The organism is Streptococcus sp. HMSC073F11, from assembly GCF_001810785.1.
In the GTDB taxonomy this organism is placed as follows: Bacteria; Bacillota; Bacilli; order Lactobacillales; family Streptococcaceae; genus Streptococcus.
The window spans coordinates 63,710-81,807 of sequence record NZ_KV802690.1 but is presented as its reverse complement, the minus strand read 5'-3'; the positions used below and the strand labels follow the sequence as shown (position 1 = coordinate 81,807).

25 protein-coding genes are annotated in these 18,098 nt (G+C 41.7%); 12 read left to right on the top strand and 13 right to left on the bottom strand.

Annotation, left to right across the window (positions count from 1 at the left end; genetic code table 11):
• Positions 1 to 65: 65 nt before the first annotated feature.
• The 7 genes from HMPREF2764_RS10245 to nrdR all read right to left on the bottom strand — a co-directional run bounded on the left by HMPREF2764_RS10245 (position 66) and on the right by nrdR (position 5,472).
• Positions 66 to 413 (bottom strand): hypothetical protein, encoded by a 348-nt coding sequence (locus tag HMPREF2764_RS10245; RefSeq protein WP_070526823.1) that lies wholly within the window; start codon positions 411 to 413, stop codon positions 66 to 68.
• 65 nt (positions 414 to 478) lie between these two features.
• Positions 479 to 814, bottom strand: coding sequence for a hypothetical protein (locus HMPREF2764_RS02075; RefSeq protein ID WP_070527859.1), 336 nt, complete (start codon positions 812 to 814; stop codon positions 479 to 481).
• An 83-nt stretch (positions 815 to 897) separates the two neighbouring features.
• Positions 898 to 2,208 carry a ribosome biogenesis GTPase Der gene (der, locus tag HMPREF2764_RS02070; protein ID WP_001207696.1) on the bottom strand — a complete coding sequence of 437 codons (1,311 nt, stop codon included), beginning with the start codon at positions 2,206 to 2,208 and terminating at the stop codon, positions 898 to 900.
• Positions 2,209 to 2,221: 13 nt separating this feature from the next.
• Positions 2,222 to 2,935 carry an NADPH-dependent oxidoreductase gene (locus HMPREF2764_RS02065; RefSeq protein WP_070526820.1) on the bottom strand — a complete coding sequence of 238 codons (714 nt, stop codon included), beginning with the start codon at positions 2,933 to 2,935 and terminating at the stop codon, positions 2,222 to 2,224.
• Entirely contained in the window at positions 2,932 to 3,828 is an 897-nt protein-coding gene (gene dnaI / locus HMPREF2764_RS02060) for a primosomal protein DnaI (protein ID WP_070526815.1), read from the bottom strand. Before dnaI ends, HMPREF2764_RS02065 begins: the two co-directional genes overlap by 4 nt.
• Positions 3,829 to 4,998 carry a replication initiation and membrane attachment family protein gene (locus tag HMPREF2764_RS02055; protein WP_070526812.1) on the bottom strand — a complete coding sequence of 390 codons (1,170 nt, stop codon included), beginning with the start codon at positions 4,996 to 4,998 and terminating at the stop codon, positions 3,829 to 3,831. It lies immediately after the preceding gene.
• Positions 4,999 to 5,472, bottom strand: coding sequence for a transcriptional regulator NrdR (nrdR, locus tag HMPREF2764_RS02050; RefSeq protein ID WP_001203672.1), 474 nt, complete (start codon positions 5,470 to 5,472; stop codon positions 4,999 to 5,001).
• Between the two features lie 139 nt (positions 5,473 to 5,611).
• Between nrdR and HMPREF2764_RS02045 the strand changes: the two genes are divergently transcribed.
• The 3 genes from HMPREF2764_RS02045 to HMPREF2764_RS02035 are packed head-to-tail and all read left to right on the top strand — an operon-like array spanning position 5,612 to position 7,460.
• Positions 5,612 to 5,977, top strand: coding sequence for a GntR family transcriptional regulator (locus HMPREF2764_RS02045; protein ID WP_000119149.1), 366 nt, complete (start codon positions 5,612 to 5,614; stop codon positions 5,975 to 5,977).
• A gap of 4 nt (positions 5,978 to 5,981) precedes the next feature.
• Positions 5,982 to 6,677: an ABC transporter ATP-binding protein gene (locus HMPREF2764_RS02040; RefSeq protein WP_070526808.1), complete on the top strand. Its 696-nt coding sequence runs from the start codon at positions 5,982 to 5,984 to the stop codon at positions 6,675 to 6,677.
• 15 nt (positions 6,678 to 6,692) lie between these two features.
• The gene (locus tag HMPREF2764_RS02035; protein ID WP_070526805.1) at positions 6,693 to 7,460 is read left to right on the top strand and encodes a hypothetical protein; all 768 of its coding nucleotides are present in this window, start codon (positions 6,693 to 6,695) and stop codon (positions 7,458 to 7,460) included.
• A gap of 31 nt (positions 7,461 to 7,491) precedes the next feature.
• On the opposite strand, the gene HMPREF2764_RS02030 is transcribed toward HMPREF2764_RS02035, so the two are convergent.
• Complete coding sequence (locus HMPREF2764_RS02030) at positions 7,492 to 8,187, bottom strand: LrgB family protein (RefSeq protein WP_001288952.1); 696 nt, start codon at positions 8,185 to 8,187, stop codon at positions 7,492 to 7,494.
• Positions 8,184 to 8,558: a CidA/LrgA family protein gene (locus HMPREF2764_RS02025; protein ID WP_070527856.1), complete on the bottom strand. Its 375-nt coding sequence runs from the start codon at positions 8,556 to 8,558 to the stop codon at positions 8,184 to 8,186. The genes HMPREF2764_RS02030 and HMPREF2764_RS02025 overlap by 4 nt, the downstream gene beginning before the upstream one ends.
• Before the next feature lie 282 nt (positions 8,559 to 8,840).
• Here HMPREF2764_RS02025 and HMPREF2764_RS02020 point away from each other — a divergent pair, with 282 nt between their 5' ends.
• The 7 genes from HMPREF2764_RS02020 to queF all read left to right on the top strand — a co-directional run bounded on the left by HMPREF2764_RS02020 (position 8,841) and on the right by queF (position 12,391).
• The gene (locus HMPREF2764_RS02020; RefSeq protein WP_042900490.1) at positions 8,841 to 9,221 is read left to right on the top strand and encodes a MarR family winged helix-turn-helix transcriptional regulator; all 381 of its coding nucleotides are present in this window, start codon (positions 8,841 to 8,843) and stop codon (positions 9,219 to 9,221) included.
• Positions 9,222 to 9,322: 101 nt separating this feature from the next.
• Positions 9,323 to 9,544: a DUF4649 family protein gene (locus tag HMPREF2764_RS02015; RefSeq protein WP_000570248.1), complete on the top strand. Its 222-nt coding sequence runs from the start codon at positions 9,323 to 9,325 to the stop codon at positions 9,542 to 9,544.
• Positions 9,545 to 9,559: 15 nt separating this feature from the next.
• Positions 9,560 to 9,874, top strand: a complete 315-nt coding sequence (trxA, locus tag HMPREF2764_RS02010; RefSeq protein WP_001029581.1) for a thioredoxin — start codon at positions 9,560 to 9,562, stop codon at positions 9,872 to 9,874.
• A gap of 201 nt (positions 9,875 to 10,075) precedes the next feature.
• Positions 10,076 to 10,729 carry a 7-cyano-7-deazaguanine synthase QueC gene (gene queC, locus HMPREF2764_RS02005; protein ID WP_023937251.1) on the top strand — a complete coding sequence of 218 codons (654 nt, stop codon included), beginning with the start codon at positions 10,076 to 10,078 and terminating at the stop codon, positions 10,727 to 10,729.
• Positions 10,729 to 11,172 carry a 6-carboxytetrahydropterin synthase QueD gene (gene queD / locus HMPREF2764_RS02000; RefSeq protein WP_000464573.1) on the top strand — a complete coding sequence of 148 codons (444 nt, stop codon included), beginning with the start codon at positions 10,729 to 10,731 and terminating at the stop codon, positions 11,170 to 11,172. The genes queC and queD overlap by 1 nt, the downstream gene beginning before the upstream one ends.
• Positions 11,165 to 11,881 carry a 7-carboxy-7-deazaguanine synthase QueE gene (queE, locus tag HMPREF2764_RS10115; protein ID WP_070526802.1) on the top strand — a complete coding sequence of 239 codons (717 nt, stop codon included), beginning with the start codon at positions 11,165 to 11,167 and terminating at the stop codon, positions 11,879 to 11,881. Before queD ends, queE begins: the two co-directional genes overlap by 8 nt.
• An 18-nt stretch (positions 11,882 to 11,899) precedes the next feature.
• On the top strand, positions 11,900 to 12,391 hold the full coding sequence (gene queF / locus HMPREF2764_RS10110; RefSeq protein WP_000082587.1) for a preQ(1) synthase: 492 nt from the start codon (positions 11,900 to 11,902) through the stop codon (positions 12,389 to 12,391).
• 262 nt (positions 12,392 to 12,653) lie between these two features.
• On the opposite strand, the gene HMPREF2764_RS01985 is transcribed toward queF, so the two are convergent.
• Positions 12,654 to 13,322, bottom strand: a complete 669-nt coding sequence (locus HMPREF2764_RS01985) for an MIP/aquaporin family protein (RefSeq protein WP_070526799.1) — start codon at positions 13,320 to 13,322, stop codon at positions 12,654 to 12,656.
• A gap of 255 nt (positions 13,323 to 13,577) precedes the next feature.
• Here HMPREF2764_RS01985 and HMPREF2764_RS01980 point away from each other — a divergent pair, with 255 nt between their 5' ends.
• Positions 13,578 to 14,342: a (S)-acetoin forming diacetyl reductase gene (locus tag HMPREF2764_RS01980; protein WP_000048147.1), complete on the top strand. Its 765-nt coding sequence runs from the start codon at positions 13,578 to 13,580 to the stop codon at positions 14,340 to 14,342.
• A gap of 107 nt (positions 14,343 to 14,449) precedes the next feature.
• Here the strand turns inward: HMPREF2764_RS01980 and HMPREF2764_RS01975 are convergent, their stop codons facing one another.
• Complete coding sequence (locus HMPREF2764_RS01975) at positions 14,450 to 15,241, bottom strand: DUF2785 domain-containing protein (RefSeq protein ID WP_070526787.1); 792 nt, start codon at positions 15,239 to 15,241, stop codon at positions 14,450 to 14,452.
• Positions 15,242 to 15,252: 11 nt separating this feature from the next.
• A complete protein-coding gene (locus tag HMPREF2764_RS01970; RefSeq protein ID WP_001133064.1) occupies positions 15,253 to 15,585 on the bottom strand; it encodes a winged helix-turn-helix transcriptional regulator in 333 nt (110 codons plus the stop codon).
• Positions 15,586 to 15,735: 150 nt separating this feature from the next.
• On the opposite strand from HMPREF2764_RS01970, the gene HMPREF2764_RS01965 reads away from it, so the two are divergent.
• Positions 15,736 to 16,125, top strand: a complete 390-nt coding sequence (locus HMPREF2764_RS01965; RefSeq protein ID WP_005591134.1) for a nuclear transport factor 2 family protein — start codon at positions 15,736 to 15,738, stop codon at positions 16,123 to 16,125.
• Positions 16,126 to 16,294: 169 nt separating this feature from the next.
• Here HMPREF2764_RS01965 and pepF read toward each other — a convergent pair whose 3' ends face one another.
• Positions 16,295 to 18,091 carry an oligoendopeptidase F gene (pepF, locus tag HMPREF2764_RS01960; protein WP_070526784.1) on the bottom strand — a complete coding sequence of 599 codons (1,797 nt, stop codon included), beginning with the start codon at positions 18,089 to 18,091 and terminating at the stop codon, positions 16,295 to 16,297.
• Positions 18,092 to 18,098: the final 7 nt, after the last annotated feature.

Genomic DNA, 18,098 nt, shown 5'->3' with positions numbered 1-18,098 from the left:
GGCTGTACTTGAGTACGGCAAGGCGATGTTGACGTGGTTTAAATTTGATTTTCGAAGAGTATAAATCAATGCCTTCCACCGTTAGACTCCCCTAGTTCTCGTCTCAAGCGAAACATTTTTTTGAAAAAGATATAGGTTAACCAGTCACTGCCTAGAGATAAGACTATCAGAAGCAACCAAACACCCCAATCACTAGCATCTGATACATAATCTAGAACAAAAGGGAAAAATAAGAATGAAAAAATTGTCATATCCAAGCTAAACAGAGCTAAAAGGGAAATATAAATCCAGTAAAAATAGTATAAGATGGGGAAAATTTTACTGTTTCTGTCAGCATTGTCTATCCAATAGAAAAAATATAAACAAGGAAATAAGAGTATCAAATGAAACCAATTAAACGACAGTTTCATCATCGACACCTCCTCTTTGAAATTGTTTTCTTTAGTTTCGTTCTATTAAATGTTCTTACCAATATAAATCAATGCCTTCCACCTTTAGACTTCCCTAGTTCTCGTCTCAAGCGAAGCATTTTTTTGAAAAAGATATAGGTTAACCAAGAACTGGAAAAAGCAATAAGTAGTAATAATAGCCAAATGCCCAAAGACTTGATGTCTGCCACATTTCTCAATAGGATATTGAAAAACAAGACTGAAAAAACTGTCCAAGCAAGGCTAAAAAGAGCATAGAGGGTGATGTAAATCCAGTAAAAATAGTAAAAAATTGGGAAAAATTTACTATCTCTGTTGGCCTTTTCAATCCAGCTGAAAAAGTAAAAACAGGGTAATAAGATTAACAATTTAAACAAATGTTCCATCATCAACACCTCTTTTTGATAGCGCTTTCTTCAACTTCATTTTATCAAAAAAATCTGGAAATGTCATTCCAGATTCTGCTTTTTTATTTACGTTTTCTTGCGATGAGATGAATCGGTGTTCCTTCAAAGACAAAGGCCTTGCGGATTTGATTTTCCAAGAAACGCAGGTAAGAAAAGTGCATGAGTTCTTCTTCGTTGACAAAGATAACAAAGGTCGGTGGTTTGGTTGCCACTTGAGTCGCATAGAAAATCTTGAGACGTTTTCCTTTGTCTGTCGGTGTTGGGTTGATGGCAATAGCATCCATAATCACATCGTTCAAGACAGCTGATGGGATACGTGTGTTTTGACTTTCGCTGATTTGCTTGATCATCTCAGGCAGTTTGTGGAGACGTTGCTTGGTCAAAGCAGATACAAAGATAATCGGTGCGTAAGGTAGATATTGGAACTGCTCACGGATATCTTCTTCCCAGTTTTTCATAGTGTGGTTATCTTTTTCAAGTGTATCCCACTTATTGACCACGATAATCATCCCTTTACCAGCTTCATGGGCAAATCCTGCGATACGCTTGTCATATTCACGGATGCCTTCTTCCGCATTAATGACCATTAAGACCACATCTGAGCGGTCAATAGCACGCATGGCACGCATAACAGAGTATTTCTCAGTATTTTCATAAACTTTACCAGACTTACGCATACCAGCCGTATCAATCATGGTAAACTCTTGACCATCTGTATCTGTAAAGTGGGTATCAATGGCGTCACGCGTTGTTCCAGCAACGGGACTGGCAATGACACGGTCTTCTCCCAAGATAGCATTGATCAAGCTTGATTTTCCGACGTTAGGACGACCAATCAAGCTAAACTTAATGACATCTGGGTTTTCTTCCTCATATTCATTTGGAAGATTTTCTACGATGGCATCTAGCACATCTCCTGTACCGATACCATGGACAGATGAGATAGGCAGTGGTTCACCCAAACCGAGAGCATAGAAATCATAGATATCATTTCGCATCTCAGGGTTGTCCACCTTGTTCACTGCAAGGATAACGGGTTTGTGGGTTTTATAAAGCTTACGGGCTACATATTCGTCCGCATCGGTAATTCCTTCCTTACCAGACACGACAAAGACGATAACATCAGCTTCTTCCATGGCAATCTCTGCCTGATGCTTGATTTGTTCCATGAAAGGAGCATCGACATCATCGATTCCTCCTGTATCAATCATGCTAAAAGAACGATTGAGCCACTCACCCGTTGCATAGATACGGTCACGTGTCACTCCTTCGACATCTTCTACAATGGAGATTCGCTCACCAGCGATCCGATTAAATAGGGTTGATTTCCCAACATTGGGACGTCCTACAATGGCAATAGTTGGTAGGGCCATAATTTCTCACTTTCTACAATAACTTCTTCTGTTCAAGATTTTTTCTAGTTGAGCTTGGTTCAGCTTGACCAAACTGTTCTGCTAGACGCTGACTCCAGCTTGTGGTCGCACGCGCCCCAGCATAGTCCGCCTGTACACGGTCATAAGCCTCAATCACATCAACTGTTTGTTCCTGATATTCTTCCTCAAATACCACTTGATGCAATGGCAAGCGAGGTTTGACTTCATGTTCTTCATTTGGCACACCTAGCGCCATCCCAAAGACAGGATAAGTGTAGTCAGGCAGGTTAAAAAGCTCTGCCACTTCTTCTGACTTGTATCGCACCAAGCCAATAATGACACCACCATAGCCCAAGCTCTCAGCTGCAAGCAGGGCATTTTGACCAGCAAGGGCCGCATCGACTGAACTAATCAAGATACCTTCTACACCTTGAGGTTGGAAGGTATCCGTATGGAGTCGTGCTCCCTTTTCTGCTCGGTTCAAATCCCCGACAAAGAGAAGAAAAACAGCTGACTGGCGAATGGCTTCTTGAGGCACCAATTCATACAAGGCATCTTTCTTTTCTTGACTTCGTACCACAATCACAGAGTAGGATTGGAAATTCTTCCAAGACGAGGCCATCTGGGCTGCTGTCAGGATTTCAGTCAAGTCTTCCTGAGGAAGGGCTTGCTTTTTAAACCTGCGCACTGAAGTGTGAGTCTTCATTAATTTGATTGTTTCTGTCATCGACGGTTCACTCCTTCTAAACGAGTCTCCTCAGCCAAATAACGGATGCGTTCCATAACCCGTCTGGCTTCCCAGGTTTCGTCATTTCCATGCTTCCCTTTAGCGAAATGCTGCTCCAATTCTTCAAAGTTGAAGTTGGAAGTGAAAAAGGTCGGTAAATTTTCCTGCATCCGATATTGGAGAATGACTTGTAGGATTTCATCCCGCACCCAAGCTGTTGATTGCTCGGCACCAATGTCATCTAAAATCAGGACTTCAGACAGTTTAATCTCATCTACCAAGGTCTTAACATTGCCATCACTGATAGCATTTTTAGCATCAATGACAAAGCTAGGATAATGGAGAAGAGTTGATGAAACACCTCGTTTTTCTGACAAATCATGGGCTAAGGCAGCCACCATGAAACTTTTACCCACACCAAAGTCTCCATATAAGTAAAGACCTTTTCGAATAGCTGGATATTGCTCCACGAAGGCTAATAGCTTTTCAAAAACTGGCAAGCGCCCCAAATCATCCAAGTCTACTTGAGCCAAACTAGCTTTCCTGAGACTGGCTGGCAGATTGATTAACTTGAGACGGTTCTTAATAGCCGCTTCTTTTTCCGCCGCGATTAGTTCAGGAGTTTCTTCGTAAGAAACATCCGCATAGCCATGATTCATAACCAAAATCGGCTTGTAGCCTTTGGCAATATAATCTGTATCACCACGAAGAAACTTGTCTCGCTCGGTGATGTACTGATTAAACTTGGAGATACTGCGATTTAATTCCTCTGGAGTCAGGGATTCTTGCTGGATAAAGGCCGCAACATCAGGATCCTTCATGATTTTCTGGACCAAATCTTGATAATGAAAACGGCTAGGTTGACGCTTGAGTACGTCTCCGACACTTTCCATCTAATCTCCTCCTTTTTCTAATCGAGCTAATAGTTCTTGTTTCTTACGTTCTAGTTCCAGACGAGTTTCCTCGCTGGTTTCATTCTTATAATCTGGATTGCTCCACTTGGGTACATTGGACTTGGTAGGACTCGGTTTACTAGTCTTTTGAGCCTGGCTCTTCTTCCCTCGCTCACGGATTAGCATGACTGCTTCTTCTGCCGAATGAATCTTTTGATAGGCATAGTCATTGGCTACTTTCATGGCATATTTCTCATTGATATTTGCCGAATCCACCTTATTAAAGGTCAATAAGAGAATGATATTGATGACTTCATCCAGCAAGCCCAAGCCAGCCATCTGTTGCAATAGTTCTCTTTCTGTTTGGGTAATGGTTCCCTTACGTGTTTGCTTGATTTCTGCCAAGAACTGCAGGGCAGTTTTACTTTTGGCTTCTTTGATAATGGTCGTTTCCTTAGGACTAAAGTCAGAGGAAACAGGTTTTTGAGCAATTTTTTCCCGCATGCGTTTGGTTGAAATAACCTGGGAAACAGCTGTTGACTTGGCCAGTTGATAGGTCTCAAACCAAGTCCATTTCTTCTCCTCGGCAATGGCAAAGAGGTTTAAGACATCGGACTGCTCATCCGCAAAACGAAGCCCGTCTCGAGCCATGAGCTGACGAAAATGGTCCAAGTCAAAATCATTGGCTACTTTCTTCTTAAGGCCAAGGTCTTCTTGATTTCCCAGTTCTGCCAAGTCTGGAAAGACTTGATTGAGCGAGACAGGTATTTCTTCTCCCTCAGCATTTTCAACTTTCAAATCCTCCACAGCTGCATCACCAATCTTTTTCTCCAAAAGTCTGCGATAAACAGGATGTTCCAAGAAGTCCTGACTCGAGAGAGGAGCATGGAGGGCTAACTGATAAACATCCCCCTTTTGATAGAGGGTCAAGAGATTGAAAGCAGACAGGATTTTCAGGGATTTTATCAGTCTATCCATCCCAAAGTTGAGATGGTTAAGAATGCTTGAAAAGAGGTATTCCTTTCTGCCATTATCCCAAAAACTAATCGTATAAAGATAAAGGCTCAGCGCCTCCTGACCGATAATCGGGAGGTAGCACTGTACCAGAGATGAGGTATCTTGCGACACCCGATTATTCTTTAGATAAGAAAAACGGTCAATTGGCTTCATTTATCTTTCCTTTTTCTTTTTAGAGGACTGGGTGATTTGTTGGAGCAAGCTCTCCAGCTCACTGACATCCTTAAAACTACGATAGACACTGGCAAAACGTACATAAGTAATCTCGTCCAATTCAGCCAACTCCTCCATGACGAGTGAACCAATGTCCTCACTTTGAATTTCATTTTCATTTCGACCACGGAGTTTCTGTTCGATACGATTGACTACCATGTTGATTTCATCACTTGACACAGGACGTTTCTGGGCTGAGCGGATAATTCCATTAAAGATTTTATCTCTGGAGAACTGTTCCCGTGTGCCATCTTTTTTAACAACCACTAAGGTTCTTTCTTCTACTCGTTCGTAGGTTGTAAAACGGTGCTGGCATTCGTCGCACTCACGTCTTCTACGAATGGTGTTCCCTTCTTCTGCTTGGCGACTATCGATAACACTTGACTTGGTAGCCCCACATTTTGGACAACGCATCCTTTCCCTCCTTATCGTTTTCTTTTCATTATACCATTTTTTAAGCGATTCCCAAAACAATTCTTCTTTTTGCTTGACAAGTTTTTTGTTTTGTTGTATTATTCAATTAAGACAAAAGGATAAAAGAAAGGAGACCAAGATGTCCTGGACATTTGACAACAAAAAACCCATCTATTTACAGATTATGGAGAAAATCAAGCTTCAGATTGTTTCCCATACACTGGAACCAAATCAACAACTTCCAACCGTGCGAGAGCTGGCTAGCGAGGCTGGTGTCAATCCCAACACCATCCAAAGAGCCTTATCAGACCTCGAACGAGAAGGCTTTGTCTACAGCAAGCGAACAACTGGACGATTTGTGACTGAGGATAAAGAACTGATTGCCCAATCGCGCAAACAATTATCGGAAGAAGAATTGGAACACTTCGTTTCCTCCATGACCCATTTTGGCTATGAAAAAGAAGAACTACCAGGCGTAGTCGGCGATTATATTAAAGGAGTTTAAGCCTATGTCATTACTAGCATTTGAAAATGTATCCAAATCTTATGGAGCAACCCCAGCCCTTGAAAATGTTTCTCTTGACATCCCAGCTGGAAAAATTGTTGGTCTTCTTGGGCCAAATGGCTCAGGAAAAACAACCCTGATTAAACTAATCAATGGCCTCTTACAACCAGATCAAGGACGTGTCCTGATCAACGATATGGAACCAAGCCCAGCAACCAAGGCCATCGTAGCTTATTTGCCAGATACGACCTATCTCAATGAACAAATGAAGGTCAAAGAAGCCCTAACCTACTTCAAGACCTTCTATAAAGATTTCAATCTTGAACGTGCCCATCATCTACTTGCAGACCTAGGTATTGATGAAAATAGTCGTCTCAAGAAATTATCAAAAGGTAATAAGGAAAAGGTACAACTGATTTTGGTTATGAGCCGTGATGCTCGTCTCTACGTTCTAGACGAACCCATTGGTGGGGTGGATCCAGCAGCCCGTGATTATATCCTCAATACCATTATCAATAACTACTCACCAACTTCTACCGTTTTGATTTCTACCCACTTGATTTCTGATATCGAGCCAATCTTGGATGAAATTGTCTTCCTTAAGGACGGAAAAGTCGTCCGTCAAGGAAATGTAGATGACATTCGCTATGAGTCAGGTGAATCAATTGACCAACTCTTCCGTCAGGAATTTAAGGCCTAAGCAAAGGAGATTATTATGTTTTGGAATTTAGTTCGTTACGAATTTAAAAATGTTAACAAGTGGTATTTAGCCCTCTACGCTGCTGTGCTAGTCCTTTCCGCCCTTATCGGAATACAGACACAGACTTATAACAATCTACCTGCCAAAGAAAGTCAACTTACTATGATACTTTTTCTAGCTACTGTCTTTGGGGGGCTGATGATTACACTGGGGATTTCAACCATTTTCTTAATCATTAAACGCTTCAAAGGTAGTGTCTATGACCGACAAGGTTATCTGACTTTGACCTTGCCAGTAACTGAACACTATATCATCACAGCTAAACTAGTCGGTGCCTTTATCTGGTCTATTGTCAGCACTGCTGTACTAGCTCTAAGTGCTTTTATCGTTCTGACTCTAACAGCTCCAGATTGGTTTGCAACTTCTGACTTGATTCCATTTATAGGAACACACCTTCCTCAACTCTCTCTTATGGGGGTATCTTTCCTACTAAATACCATTTCTGGAATTCTCTGCATCTACTTGGCTATTTCCATTGGACAGCTTTTCAATGAATACCGTACTGCACTGTCAATTGTAGCCTACATTGGTATCCAAATCGTCGTTGGCTTTATTGAACTCTTCTATCGTTCAAACCCTGGTTTCTACTTCCCATCAACCTCAGGAGGAGCTGATCAGTTCCAGATGGGCATTATCATGACTATTCTGGAAGAAGTTATTCTTATAGCCATCTACTATCTAGGAACTTATCACATTTTGAAAAACAAGGTTAATTTACAATAAAAAAGGCCCAGCTAAAAAGCTGGGTTTTGATTTAACTCAATATCAAACTGGCTACAATAGGGCTGACAAAGACATAGAGAATACCTGTGACACCGATAGCCAAGCCACCCATGGCTCCTGCTACAGAGCCGTATCGAAAGGCTGTTCCTGTTCCGACCGCGTGACCTGTTCCGCCAAGAGAAAGACCAACAGCTACTGGATCATCTATTTTCAACCACTTCAAAAGGGTCGGTCCGATGACACTGGTTAAAATCCCAGTTGCCACTACAACCACCAAGGTCACGGTCGTCAAGCCTTGCAATTTTTCTGTGATTCCCACTGCCATGGCGGTTGTCACTGACTTAGGAAAGAGAGAAATGGCTAGGAAAAAGTCCATGCCAAAAATCTTAGCTACAAGGGCTGTGAAAGAGGTATTAACAACTACTGCTAACAGACTACCAAAGAGAATACTCCGAGCATGGTGCTTCATCAAGTGAAAACTCTTATAAAGCGGAATCCCTAGGGCCACGGTCGATGGGACAATCAAGTTGTTCAGATAAACCCCACCTTGGTAGTAATCTTGGTAAGAAATCCCCGTCACCTTTAGAAAGATGATAATAAAAACAGCTGACAAAAGCAAGGGCGTTGTCAATGGATGGGGAAAACGTCTGTAAATCAGCATTCCCACTAGATAGGCTAAGATAGACAGGGCCAGCCCAAACAGGGGATTGGAAACAAATTCACTCATTTGGCATCTCCTTTCTCATAATCTCCCTCAAACCGTCGCTTGATGAACTGAACCACTAGGGCGATGAGGATAATATTGATGACTGCTGCAAAAAAGACAATCAAAACAATGGGCAAAAGATAAGGAGCAATCACATCAAACTTCTCCATGATTCCCACTGCTGGTGGCAAAAAGAGAATAGTCATATTGGCCAGCAAGAAATTTCCGACCATGTTGACATGCCTGGTTCTCAGCCACTTGAATTGTAGGGCTAGAAAGAGAATAATCAAACCGATAATACTGCCTGGGATAGGCAAATGAAAGAAACTGGAAATCCCCTCTCCGATTAGAGAAATCGCAAAGAGAATCATTAATTGAACATATAATTTCATCCTAAACTCCACAAAATAGACTTCTTGCATACCAGTTTACTCTTTTTTCAGAAAATTTCAAGGAAATGCACAAGAGTTGATGAAAGTTTGAGAAGAAAGGGGATACAGGCAATTACAGACCAGCATAAACAGACGTGATGTAGGATGAAAGATTTTAGCGTCCTTCTTGCCAGTATTCTTGAAAAGTAGTATAATTATTGCATGCGCAATCATCTTGTGATGTAGAAACTGTCCTTGGATGGACTTTCTTCTATTTATGACTCTAAAAAGAAAGGAGATACTATGACCTATTTGGAAAAATGGTTTGACTTCAATCGTCGTCAGAAAGAAATTGAAAGTCTCTTGGAAGAGACTGTTGCTAATCAGAGTGAACAAAGGCTGACCTTGAAAGAGTTTTATCTGCTCTACTACCTGGACTTGGCTCAAGAAAAATCTCTACGCCAGATTGACCTGCCAGATAAACTTCATCTGAGCCCGAGCGCTGTTTCTCGAATGGTGGCTCGCTTGGAAGCTAAAAATTGCGGTCTGCTTAGTCGCATGTGTTGTGATCAAGATAGGCGCTCTAGCTTTATCTGCCTGACAAGTGATGGGCAAAAAACACTAGCCACACTACAAAAGGCTGTCGAAGAAAGCTTGGAAACTGGTTTGGATTTCTTGATTTAAGATGATTTTTTTAAAAAAAGTTGCGTGCGCAATCATTTTTCTTGACATTCTCTTTTACAAGGAGTAAAATAAAGTCATCATTAAATAAAGGAGTTTTTAAAATGATTGAAATTACCTATCTAGATGCCAGCAAGAATGAAAGAACTATAACGTTCGAATCTTATGACGACTTTGATCGTTCACAACAAGCTTGCCTTATCGGCGTCGCAGACTACTACCCTGTTCAAAAATTGACTTACAACGGTCATGATTTGGACTACCATGGAACTTACGGAGATATCTTCTTCTATCTCAAGAAACAAGATTTAAGCCAATATAACTAAAAAAGGAGAAATACAATGGCAAAAGCAATTACAGATGCAACATTCGAACAAGAAACAAAAGACGGTTTGGTCTTGGTAGACTTCTGGGCAACTTGGTGTGGTCCATGTCGTATGCAAGGTCCAATCTTGGACAAATTGTCTGAAGAACTTTCAGAAGATGTTTTGAAAATCGTTAAAATGGACGTTGATGAAAATCCAAACACAGCTCGTGCCTTTGGAATCATGTCTATCCCAACTCTTCTCTTCAAAAAAGACGGCCAAGTGGTGAAACAAGTTGCCGGTGTTCACACAGCAGAACAAATCAAGGCCATCGTTGCTGAATTGAGCTAATCATATTAGAGACCAAGTCCTTTCTTTGGTCTCTTTTTTCTTGCCCTTTGCCATTTTTCAAAAAATATGCTAGACTATAGGTAGAATATTACGATGTTTGGGACATGCCATCGCTAAAAAAAACCTTGACTTGGTATTTTTTAGCTCCCTCAAGGGAGCTTTTTGCGTGCTCTGAACATTCCCCACTTTGGAAGGAGTACTATGAAACGTCAATCAGCCTTGGTCGTCTTTAGTGGCGGTCAAGATTCTACAACCTGCCTCTTTTGGGCTAAAGAACACTATGAAACGGTCGAAGCCGTTACCTTTGCCTACGGCCAACGCCATCATCTCGAAATTCAAGTTGCTAGAGAAATCGCTAAGGAACAGGGCATTCGTCATCATATCCTAGATATGTCTCTGCTGGGGCAAATCACTGAAAATGCCCTGACCTCCGATATGGAGATTGAGCAAAAAGAGGGAGAGGTTCCCAATACCTTCGTTGATGGTCGCAACCACCTCTTTCTATCCTTTGCGGCAGTTCTTGCTAAGCAACGTGGCATTAAAGATATCGTGACAGGTGTCTGCGAGACAGACTTCTCAGGCTACCCTGATTGTCGGGATGTCTTTGTCAAATCCCTTAATGTTACCCTCAACCTTGCCATGGATTACGACTTCGTTATCCAAACACCTCTCATGTGGCTGGACAAGGCTGAAACTTGGGAATTAGCCGACCAACTCGGTGCCTTTGACTATGTTCGTGAAAAGACCTTGACCTGCTACAACGGGATTATCGGAAGTGGCTGTGGAGATTGCCCAGCCTGCCACCTACGTCAACATGGTTTAGATGTTTATCTCTCACAGAAAGGAGAGGCATAATGTTTTTTGCCCCCAAAGAAATCAAACAGGAAACCGGGGAGTCTCTGGTCTACAACCCTCACAGAACCTTGGTATCAAAAGAGTTTACCTTCGATGCTGCCCACCACCTCTTTCACTATGAGGGAAAATGCAAATCCCTTCATGGTCACACCTATCATCTGCAGATTGCTGTCAGTGGATTTTTAGATGAGCGTGGCATGACCTACGATTTCGGAGATATCAAAGCGATCTACAAGAACTACTTAGAGCCCCACTTGGATCATCGCTATCTAAACGAAACTCTTCCTTATATGAACACGACTGCTGAAAATATGGTTTACTGGATTTTCCAAACCATGAACCAAGAGTTGCCAGACGAACGTGGTCTCCGTTTGGAATACGTTCGCCTCTATGAGACTCCGACTGCCTTTGCGGAGTTTAGACGGGAGTGGTTAGATGACTAGGGAACGTGTCCTCAAACTACCAGTTCTAGAAATTTTTGGCCCTACCTTTCAAGGTGAAGGTCGTGCTATCGGGCAGAAAACCATGTTTGTCCGCACTGCTGGTTGCGACTACCACTGCGACTGGTGCGATTCTGCCTTTACTTGGGATGGTTCTGAAAAGCCAACTCGTATGACAGCTGACGAAGTCATTGCTGCCTTAGATAAATTGGGGAGCTATGACTACGTTACACTGTCTGGGGGAAATCCTGCTATCCTAGCAGCCAACATGGCTCAACTGGTCACCAAGCTCAAGGAACGTGGTGTCACTCTAGCTGTTGAGACTCAAGGATCCCGCTGGCAAAATTGGTTAAAAGATATCGACCAGGTCACTCTGAGTCCCAAACCTCCTTCATCTAAGATGGAAGTCAACTTTGAGACCTTGGACTTTATCGTTTCCCAACTGGACCCAGACAAGGTCACCTTTAAAATTCCTGTCTTTGATGATGCCGATTTGGCCTTTGCTAAAGGCATTCAAGAACGCTACCAACCAGATATTCTCTTCTTATCAGCAGGAAATCCTGAGCCCAAGGCTACAGGCAATATTGTCCAAGACCAACTGGACCGTCTCAAAGAACTCTGGGAACGCGTTGCTGCTGACGACAGCTGGGGCAATGTCCGCGTCCTTCCTCAACTGCATACCCTCCTCTACGATAACCAACGTGGTGTTTAATATTAGAAAGAAAAAATCATGTCACAACAAGAAGAAATGAAAAACCTAAGCCTACTAGGCAACAAAGAAACCAACTACATTTTCGAATATCAACCAGAAGTCCTAGAATCCTTTGACAATCGTCATGTGGAAAATGACTATTTCATCAAATTTAACTGTCCTGAATTTACCTCACTTTGCCCAATCACTGCTCAGCCAGACTTTGCAACTATCTATATTTCCTACATCCCTGACAAGCTCTGTGTTGAGTCAAAATCCCTCAAACTCTACCTCTTTAGCTACCGAAACCACGGAGATTTCCACGAAAACTGTATCAACACCATCGGGAAAGACTTGGTCAACTTGCTAGACCCTCGCTATTTAGAGGTTTGGGGAAAATTCACTCCGCGCGGTGGCATTTCAATCGACCCCTACTACAACTACGGTAAGCCAGGAACTAAGTATGAAGGCTTGGCAGAACAACGCCTCTTCCAACACGACCTTTATCCAGAGAAAATTGACAACCGTTAAACTCAAACTCAATGAAATTCAAAGAGCAAACTAGGAAGCTAGCCACAGGTTGCTCAAAGCACTGCTTTGAGGTTGTAGATAAGACTGACAAAGTCAGCTCAAAACACTGTTTTGAGGTTGCAGATAGAACTGACGAAGTCAAATCAAAATACTGTTTTGAGGTTGCAGATGGAAGCTGACGTGGTTTGAAGAAATTTTCGAAGAGTATAATACGAAAAAGCCCTGTTCCTCGAGATGAGGAGCAAGGCTTTTTGAGTTTCAATTATTCTTCTGTTCCTAGGAATTTTTTTGCAACGAGGGCTGCAAGAACTCCACCAGCGATTGGTGCAAGGATGAAAATCCAAACTTGTTGAAGGGCTGCACCACCTACAAAAACAGCTGGTGCCAAGCTACGGGCTGGGTTTACTGAAAGCCCAGTAATGTTCAATCCCACAAGAATCATCGCCATCAAGGACAAACCGATTACCAAACCAGCAATCGCGCCATTTCCTTTGCTTTCTGAAGTCACTGTCATGATTACCAAAACAAATAAGAAAGTTGCAATGACTTCAAACAAGAAACCTCCAAATACAGTGACACCGTGTGCCAAGGCATTTTCACCAAGACTAGCAGTTGACATCCCTGAATTAGCCAAGAGGAAGAAGACAGCACCAGAGGCAAGGAAAGCTCCAACTACTTGTCCAAGGATGTAGTTTACAAGCTCTGAAGATGACAAACGTTTGTTTACAAACATAGCAATCGAAACAGCTGGGCTCAAGTGAGCCCCTGAAACAGTTCCGATTGAGTAAGCTGCAACTACGATTGCCAGACCAAAGGAAAAGGCAATCCCTAGGTGACCAAGGCCATCAAGACCATTTCCAAAAACAACAGCTCCTGTTCCGATGAACACAAGCATGAAAGTACCGATTAATTCAGCGACAAATTTTTTCATTTTCTTTCTCCTTTTTTCAAAAACTAGATACTAGTCTATCAAAAGAGGGAAAGGGTTTCAAGAAAATTGATTGGAAATTTTCGGGATAAAATTCTATAAAAACGGTAGTGTTTATTTGAAACATTTTTTCTAAAGGTATATACTATCAATATAGTTCTAATAAGTTATTTATTCCCTAATTTGAACTAATTTTTACAACTTTGCTGTTCTTTTATGAACGTTTGAATGGTATCGTGGATACCAAGGAGGAATCATATGTCTAAAGTTGCTATTGTCACAGGTGCAGGTCAAGGAATCGGTTTTGCAATCGCAAAACGATTGGTTCAAGATGGCTTTAAGGTAGGAGTCTTAGACTACAATCCCGAAACAGCTGAAAAAGCTGTTGCCGAATTATCAGCTGAAAATGCCTTTGCTGTCGTGGCCGATGTTTCGAAACAGGCCGAAGTTGCACAAGCATTTCAAAAGGTTGTTGACCATTTTGGTGATTTGAATGTTGTCGTAAATAACGCCGGTGTTGCTCCAACTACTCCTCTTGATACAATTACTGAGGAACAATTTACACGTACTTTCGGAATCAACGTTGGTGGTGTCATTTGGGGTTCACAAGCTGCACAAGCGCAATTTAAAGCACTTGGCCACGGAGGTAAAATTATCAACGCAACCTCTCAAGCCGGTGTAGTCGGTAACCCAAATCTAACTGTTTACGGTGGAACCAAATTTGCTGTTCGCGGAATCACGCAAACATTGGCGCGTGATTTAGCAGACTCAGGCATCACTGTTAACGCCTACGCACCAGGTATTGTGAAAACACCAATGATGTACGATATCGCTCATGAAGTTGGTAAAAATGCAGGAAAAGATGACGAGTGGGGTATGCAGACATTTGCAAAAGATATTACCCTAAAACGCCTATCTGAACCAGAAGATGTGGCTGCTGCTGTCAGCTTCCTCGCAGGACCAGATTCAAACTACATTACAGGACAAACCATTATCGTTGATGGTGGTATGCAATTCCATTAAGATACAGGAAAAGAGGTTGGAAAATGATTCAACCTCTTTTATTAGTTTTCATTATCAGGTAGGAGGATACAATAGAAACCCTATTACTAAGTAATACTAGTTAATCCCTAATATTGAAAAGATTGGATAGCTTCTTTCAAGTCATCTTGTAAACTATTTCTCTGGTCAAGTTGGACATAGACTTCCAACAGACAGGATCTGAAGTTGGAAAATTTATAAAAATCTTCCCTTTCTTCTATCGGAAAATCAACAGTTTTTATCCAAGAAGCTACTTGTTCTTGCGCTAACTTCCCTTGTAAAATCGGTTCATAAAGTACTCTGGCTAAACGCCAATCTTCATCATCTGTAAAACGAATGGACATTCTTTTAAATAGTTGGCCAAGTATATCAAATACTTCATGAACCCTGTTTTTAGGAAAGTTTGGATGACAAACCACCTCTGTCAGTAAATCGGCTCCATGTGCAAAAGCATGAACCCAACCATACTGACTTGAAAAACCCGTTGTATCCTTTTCTTTTGAAAGATAGTGCAAACCTTGATTTAAAAGGACATTACGAATTTCTGCTTTTAATCCCTGATAAAAAATCGATTGCTGGTTGGCATCCGCAAACAAGAGGTTTGCATAAACAAGTGCCCTAAAAGAACGTTCAAGTGTTGGCAGACCTACCTTATCAATCTCTTTATCTAGTCCTCCATCAGCTGAGACCACCTCAGCAATGAAATAAAATTGTTCCTGTGTAAATAGCTCTTCCTGAATCCCTCTAGCAAAGCTTGTAAAAACAAGGTCATCGCGAATTTCTGGAGAAGGATCTCCCAAATGGTCAAGCAACCACTGGATTTCCTCCTGATGATAACTTGGTTTTTCAACTGCTATTTTTCTTAGTAACTCTTGATACATGGGCAATACCTCTACATTTCTAGCAACTTGATATAATCTAGACCCCATTTCTCGACAGCATCTAAAACAACTCTGAATTCCTGCCCCATTTCAGTTAAGCTGTACTCAACTCGTGGTGGAACTTCGGCATAGACCTTTCGTTGAACAATCTTATCCTTTTCTAATTGACGGAGATGACGGGTCAAAATAGTTTGAGTAATCCCAGGCAATAATCTCTGCAATTCTTTAAATCGTTTGGTACCCGTACTCAACTGATAAATGATTACCAGTGCCCATTTCCCCGTTAAAACCCTCTGCGTTGTCGCAAATGGACAAATACCATACTCACTCACTTTATTTGGCATAAAATATCTTCTTTCTATTTTTTTAAAAAAATTTATCTTTTAGTATCAATAAAAGTACCACTTTTGATACTAGCTATCAAAAAAGTGTCTACTTGTTTTTTTGTTTGTAACTGTTACAATTATATCATAAAAAAGAAATGGAGAATATATATGTCAACAAACTTAGAAATTTTCAATGCTTATAACCAAGCTTTAATTGCTGGTGACTTTCCTGGTGTCTTTGAAACTATGGCAGACGATATTATCTGGCATCAACCTGGTACTCATAGTATATCTGGTACAGTTGTTGGTAAGGACAAGCTAGGAACTCACCTGGCTACATTTGCTGAGAAAACTAATGGAACCTTTAAGGTGGTAACAAATTGGGTTTCTGACAATAAGGATTTAATCGCAGCTAATGTTACTTTTCTTGGAACACGTGCTGATGGTACTGAACTCAATATGAACGGGATTGACCTCTTCCGTATTGAAGACGGAAAAATCAAAGAAGTTTGGCTCTTCTCTTCAGATCAAGCTGAAGAAGATAGCTTTTGGGGATAATTAAAGAGGCCAGGACAAAAAATTTTGATTTTAGGAATTCTTTATTCTAAATTTTTAAAATCGATAGATTAGATAAAAAAGCAAACGAAACAGAATTCTGAGTGTCAGATAACTCGTTTTGTTCGCTTTTTTTATTTAAGGTTAGACTTTTGTCCCAGGCTCTTTTAATTTACTCCCCCAACTGGGCACTGTAGGCGATAATCTGATCAACTGTGTCAGACAAGAATTGGATGGTATCACGGAGTGGTTTATCTGTTGAAATATCAGCACCGATAATCATAGCTGACTCAAGTGGTGTCTTGCTACCACCTGATTTGAGGAGATTGAGCCAATCTTCAGCTCCAGTTTCTGAATTTTTAAGATGGAGGTAACCTGCAGTCGAGATAACTAGTCCTGCTGAGTAAGTGTAACTATACAAGCCCATGTAGTAGTGAGCTTGGCGCATCCAAGTCAAAGCTGCATCATCATCGATTTCAATAGCATCTCCCCAGAAATCGGTCAAAACTTCCTTCATAATGCTGTTGAGTTTGCTCGCTCCAAAGGTCTCCCCTTCTTCAATCAATGTATACACCTTACGCTGAAAGGCTGCTTCCAAGAGGTGAGTAATGAAATTATGGAAGTAGGTGTCTGTCAAGCGGTGAGCCAGAGCGAAGCGTTTTTGACGAGGGTCGTCAGATTGGTGCTCCAAGTAGTCACTGAGAAGCAATTCATTGAAGGTTGACGGTGCTTCAACATAGTAGGTCGACATGTGGGCATTAAAGTAGCTTTGGTGATTGTCTGAAAAGATGAATTGACCAGAATGCCCGATTTCATGAATCAAGGTATAGACATCGCTCAAACGACCTGTCCAGCTCATGAGGACATATGGATGCACGCGATATGGATCCGCCGCATATCCACCAGAATCCTTGCCACTATTGGCAGCAAAGTCCACCCAGCGCTCTTCTTGATAGCGAGCAACTTCCTGACAATATTCTTGCCCCAAAGGTTCTACCGACTTCATGACCAAGTCATAGGCGTCGTCAATAGTCACTTCAGGATTAAGGGCGCTGTCCAAGTCCAATTTCCAGTCTGCAAAGGTCATCTTTTCAAGACCATTTACCTTAGCAACATGCTTGAGGTATCTCTGAGCGACTGGCGCAAAATCCTTCATGATGAGGTCAATCTGACGATCAAACATAGCACGGTTCACTTCTTGCTCAGCTAGAAGATAATCAAAGACTGAGTCGTATCCCTTCATATCTGCCAATAGTTTTTCAGACTTGACCTGAGCTAGGTAGGCTGCAGCAGCCGTATTTTGGTGCTTACGAAGACCTTCTGAGAAGGAACGGAATGATTTCTCACGGACCTCAGCGTCCTCATGGTTTTGGTAGAAATTCTCATAGGTGACAAAGCTGTTTTTGTAGGTCTTGCCATTGACTTCAAAGTCGGCCATTTCAAAATCCCCAGCTCGCATCTTAGTGTAAATGTCCTGTGGACTGTAGAAAACTTCACCGAGATTGGTCAAGGCCTTCTCCACATCAGCCCCTAGATAGTGGGCTTTTTTGATTTTTGCCTGACGAATAGCCGCCGTCAAATGAGGAAATTCACCCAAACGATCCAAGACTTCCTCATCAGCTGCCACCAAGGCATCGTCAAAGAAGATCAGAGCTACGCTGGCATCTGTTTCAAATTCCATCCCAGCTTGGGCAATATTGGCAAATTCGTCATTGCTATAATCTGTCGTCTGAGGCATAAAACCATAGTTTCCAATATGGCTCATCTGAATGTAGATTTGCTCCAATTCCGCAAAGGCCTTTTCAAAATCCTCAAAAGTATAAAGATTACCCTTATAGTCACGGCTAAATTGATTGATGTCTTCGCGAGCCTTCTCGATTGCACGCAAGAAATCTTCACGATCTTGGTATAGGGCGGTTAAATCCCAAAGTTCCTTCTCTGGAAATTCTGAACGGTGTTTTTGTTCCATTTTCTTC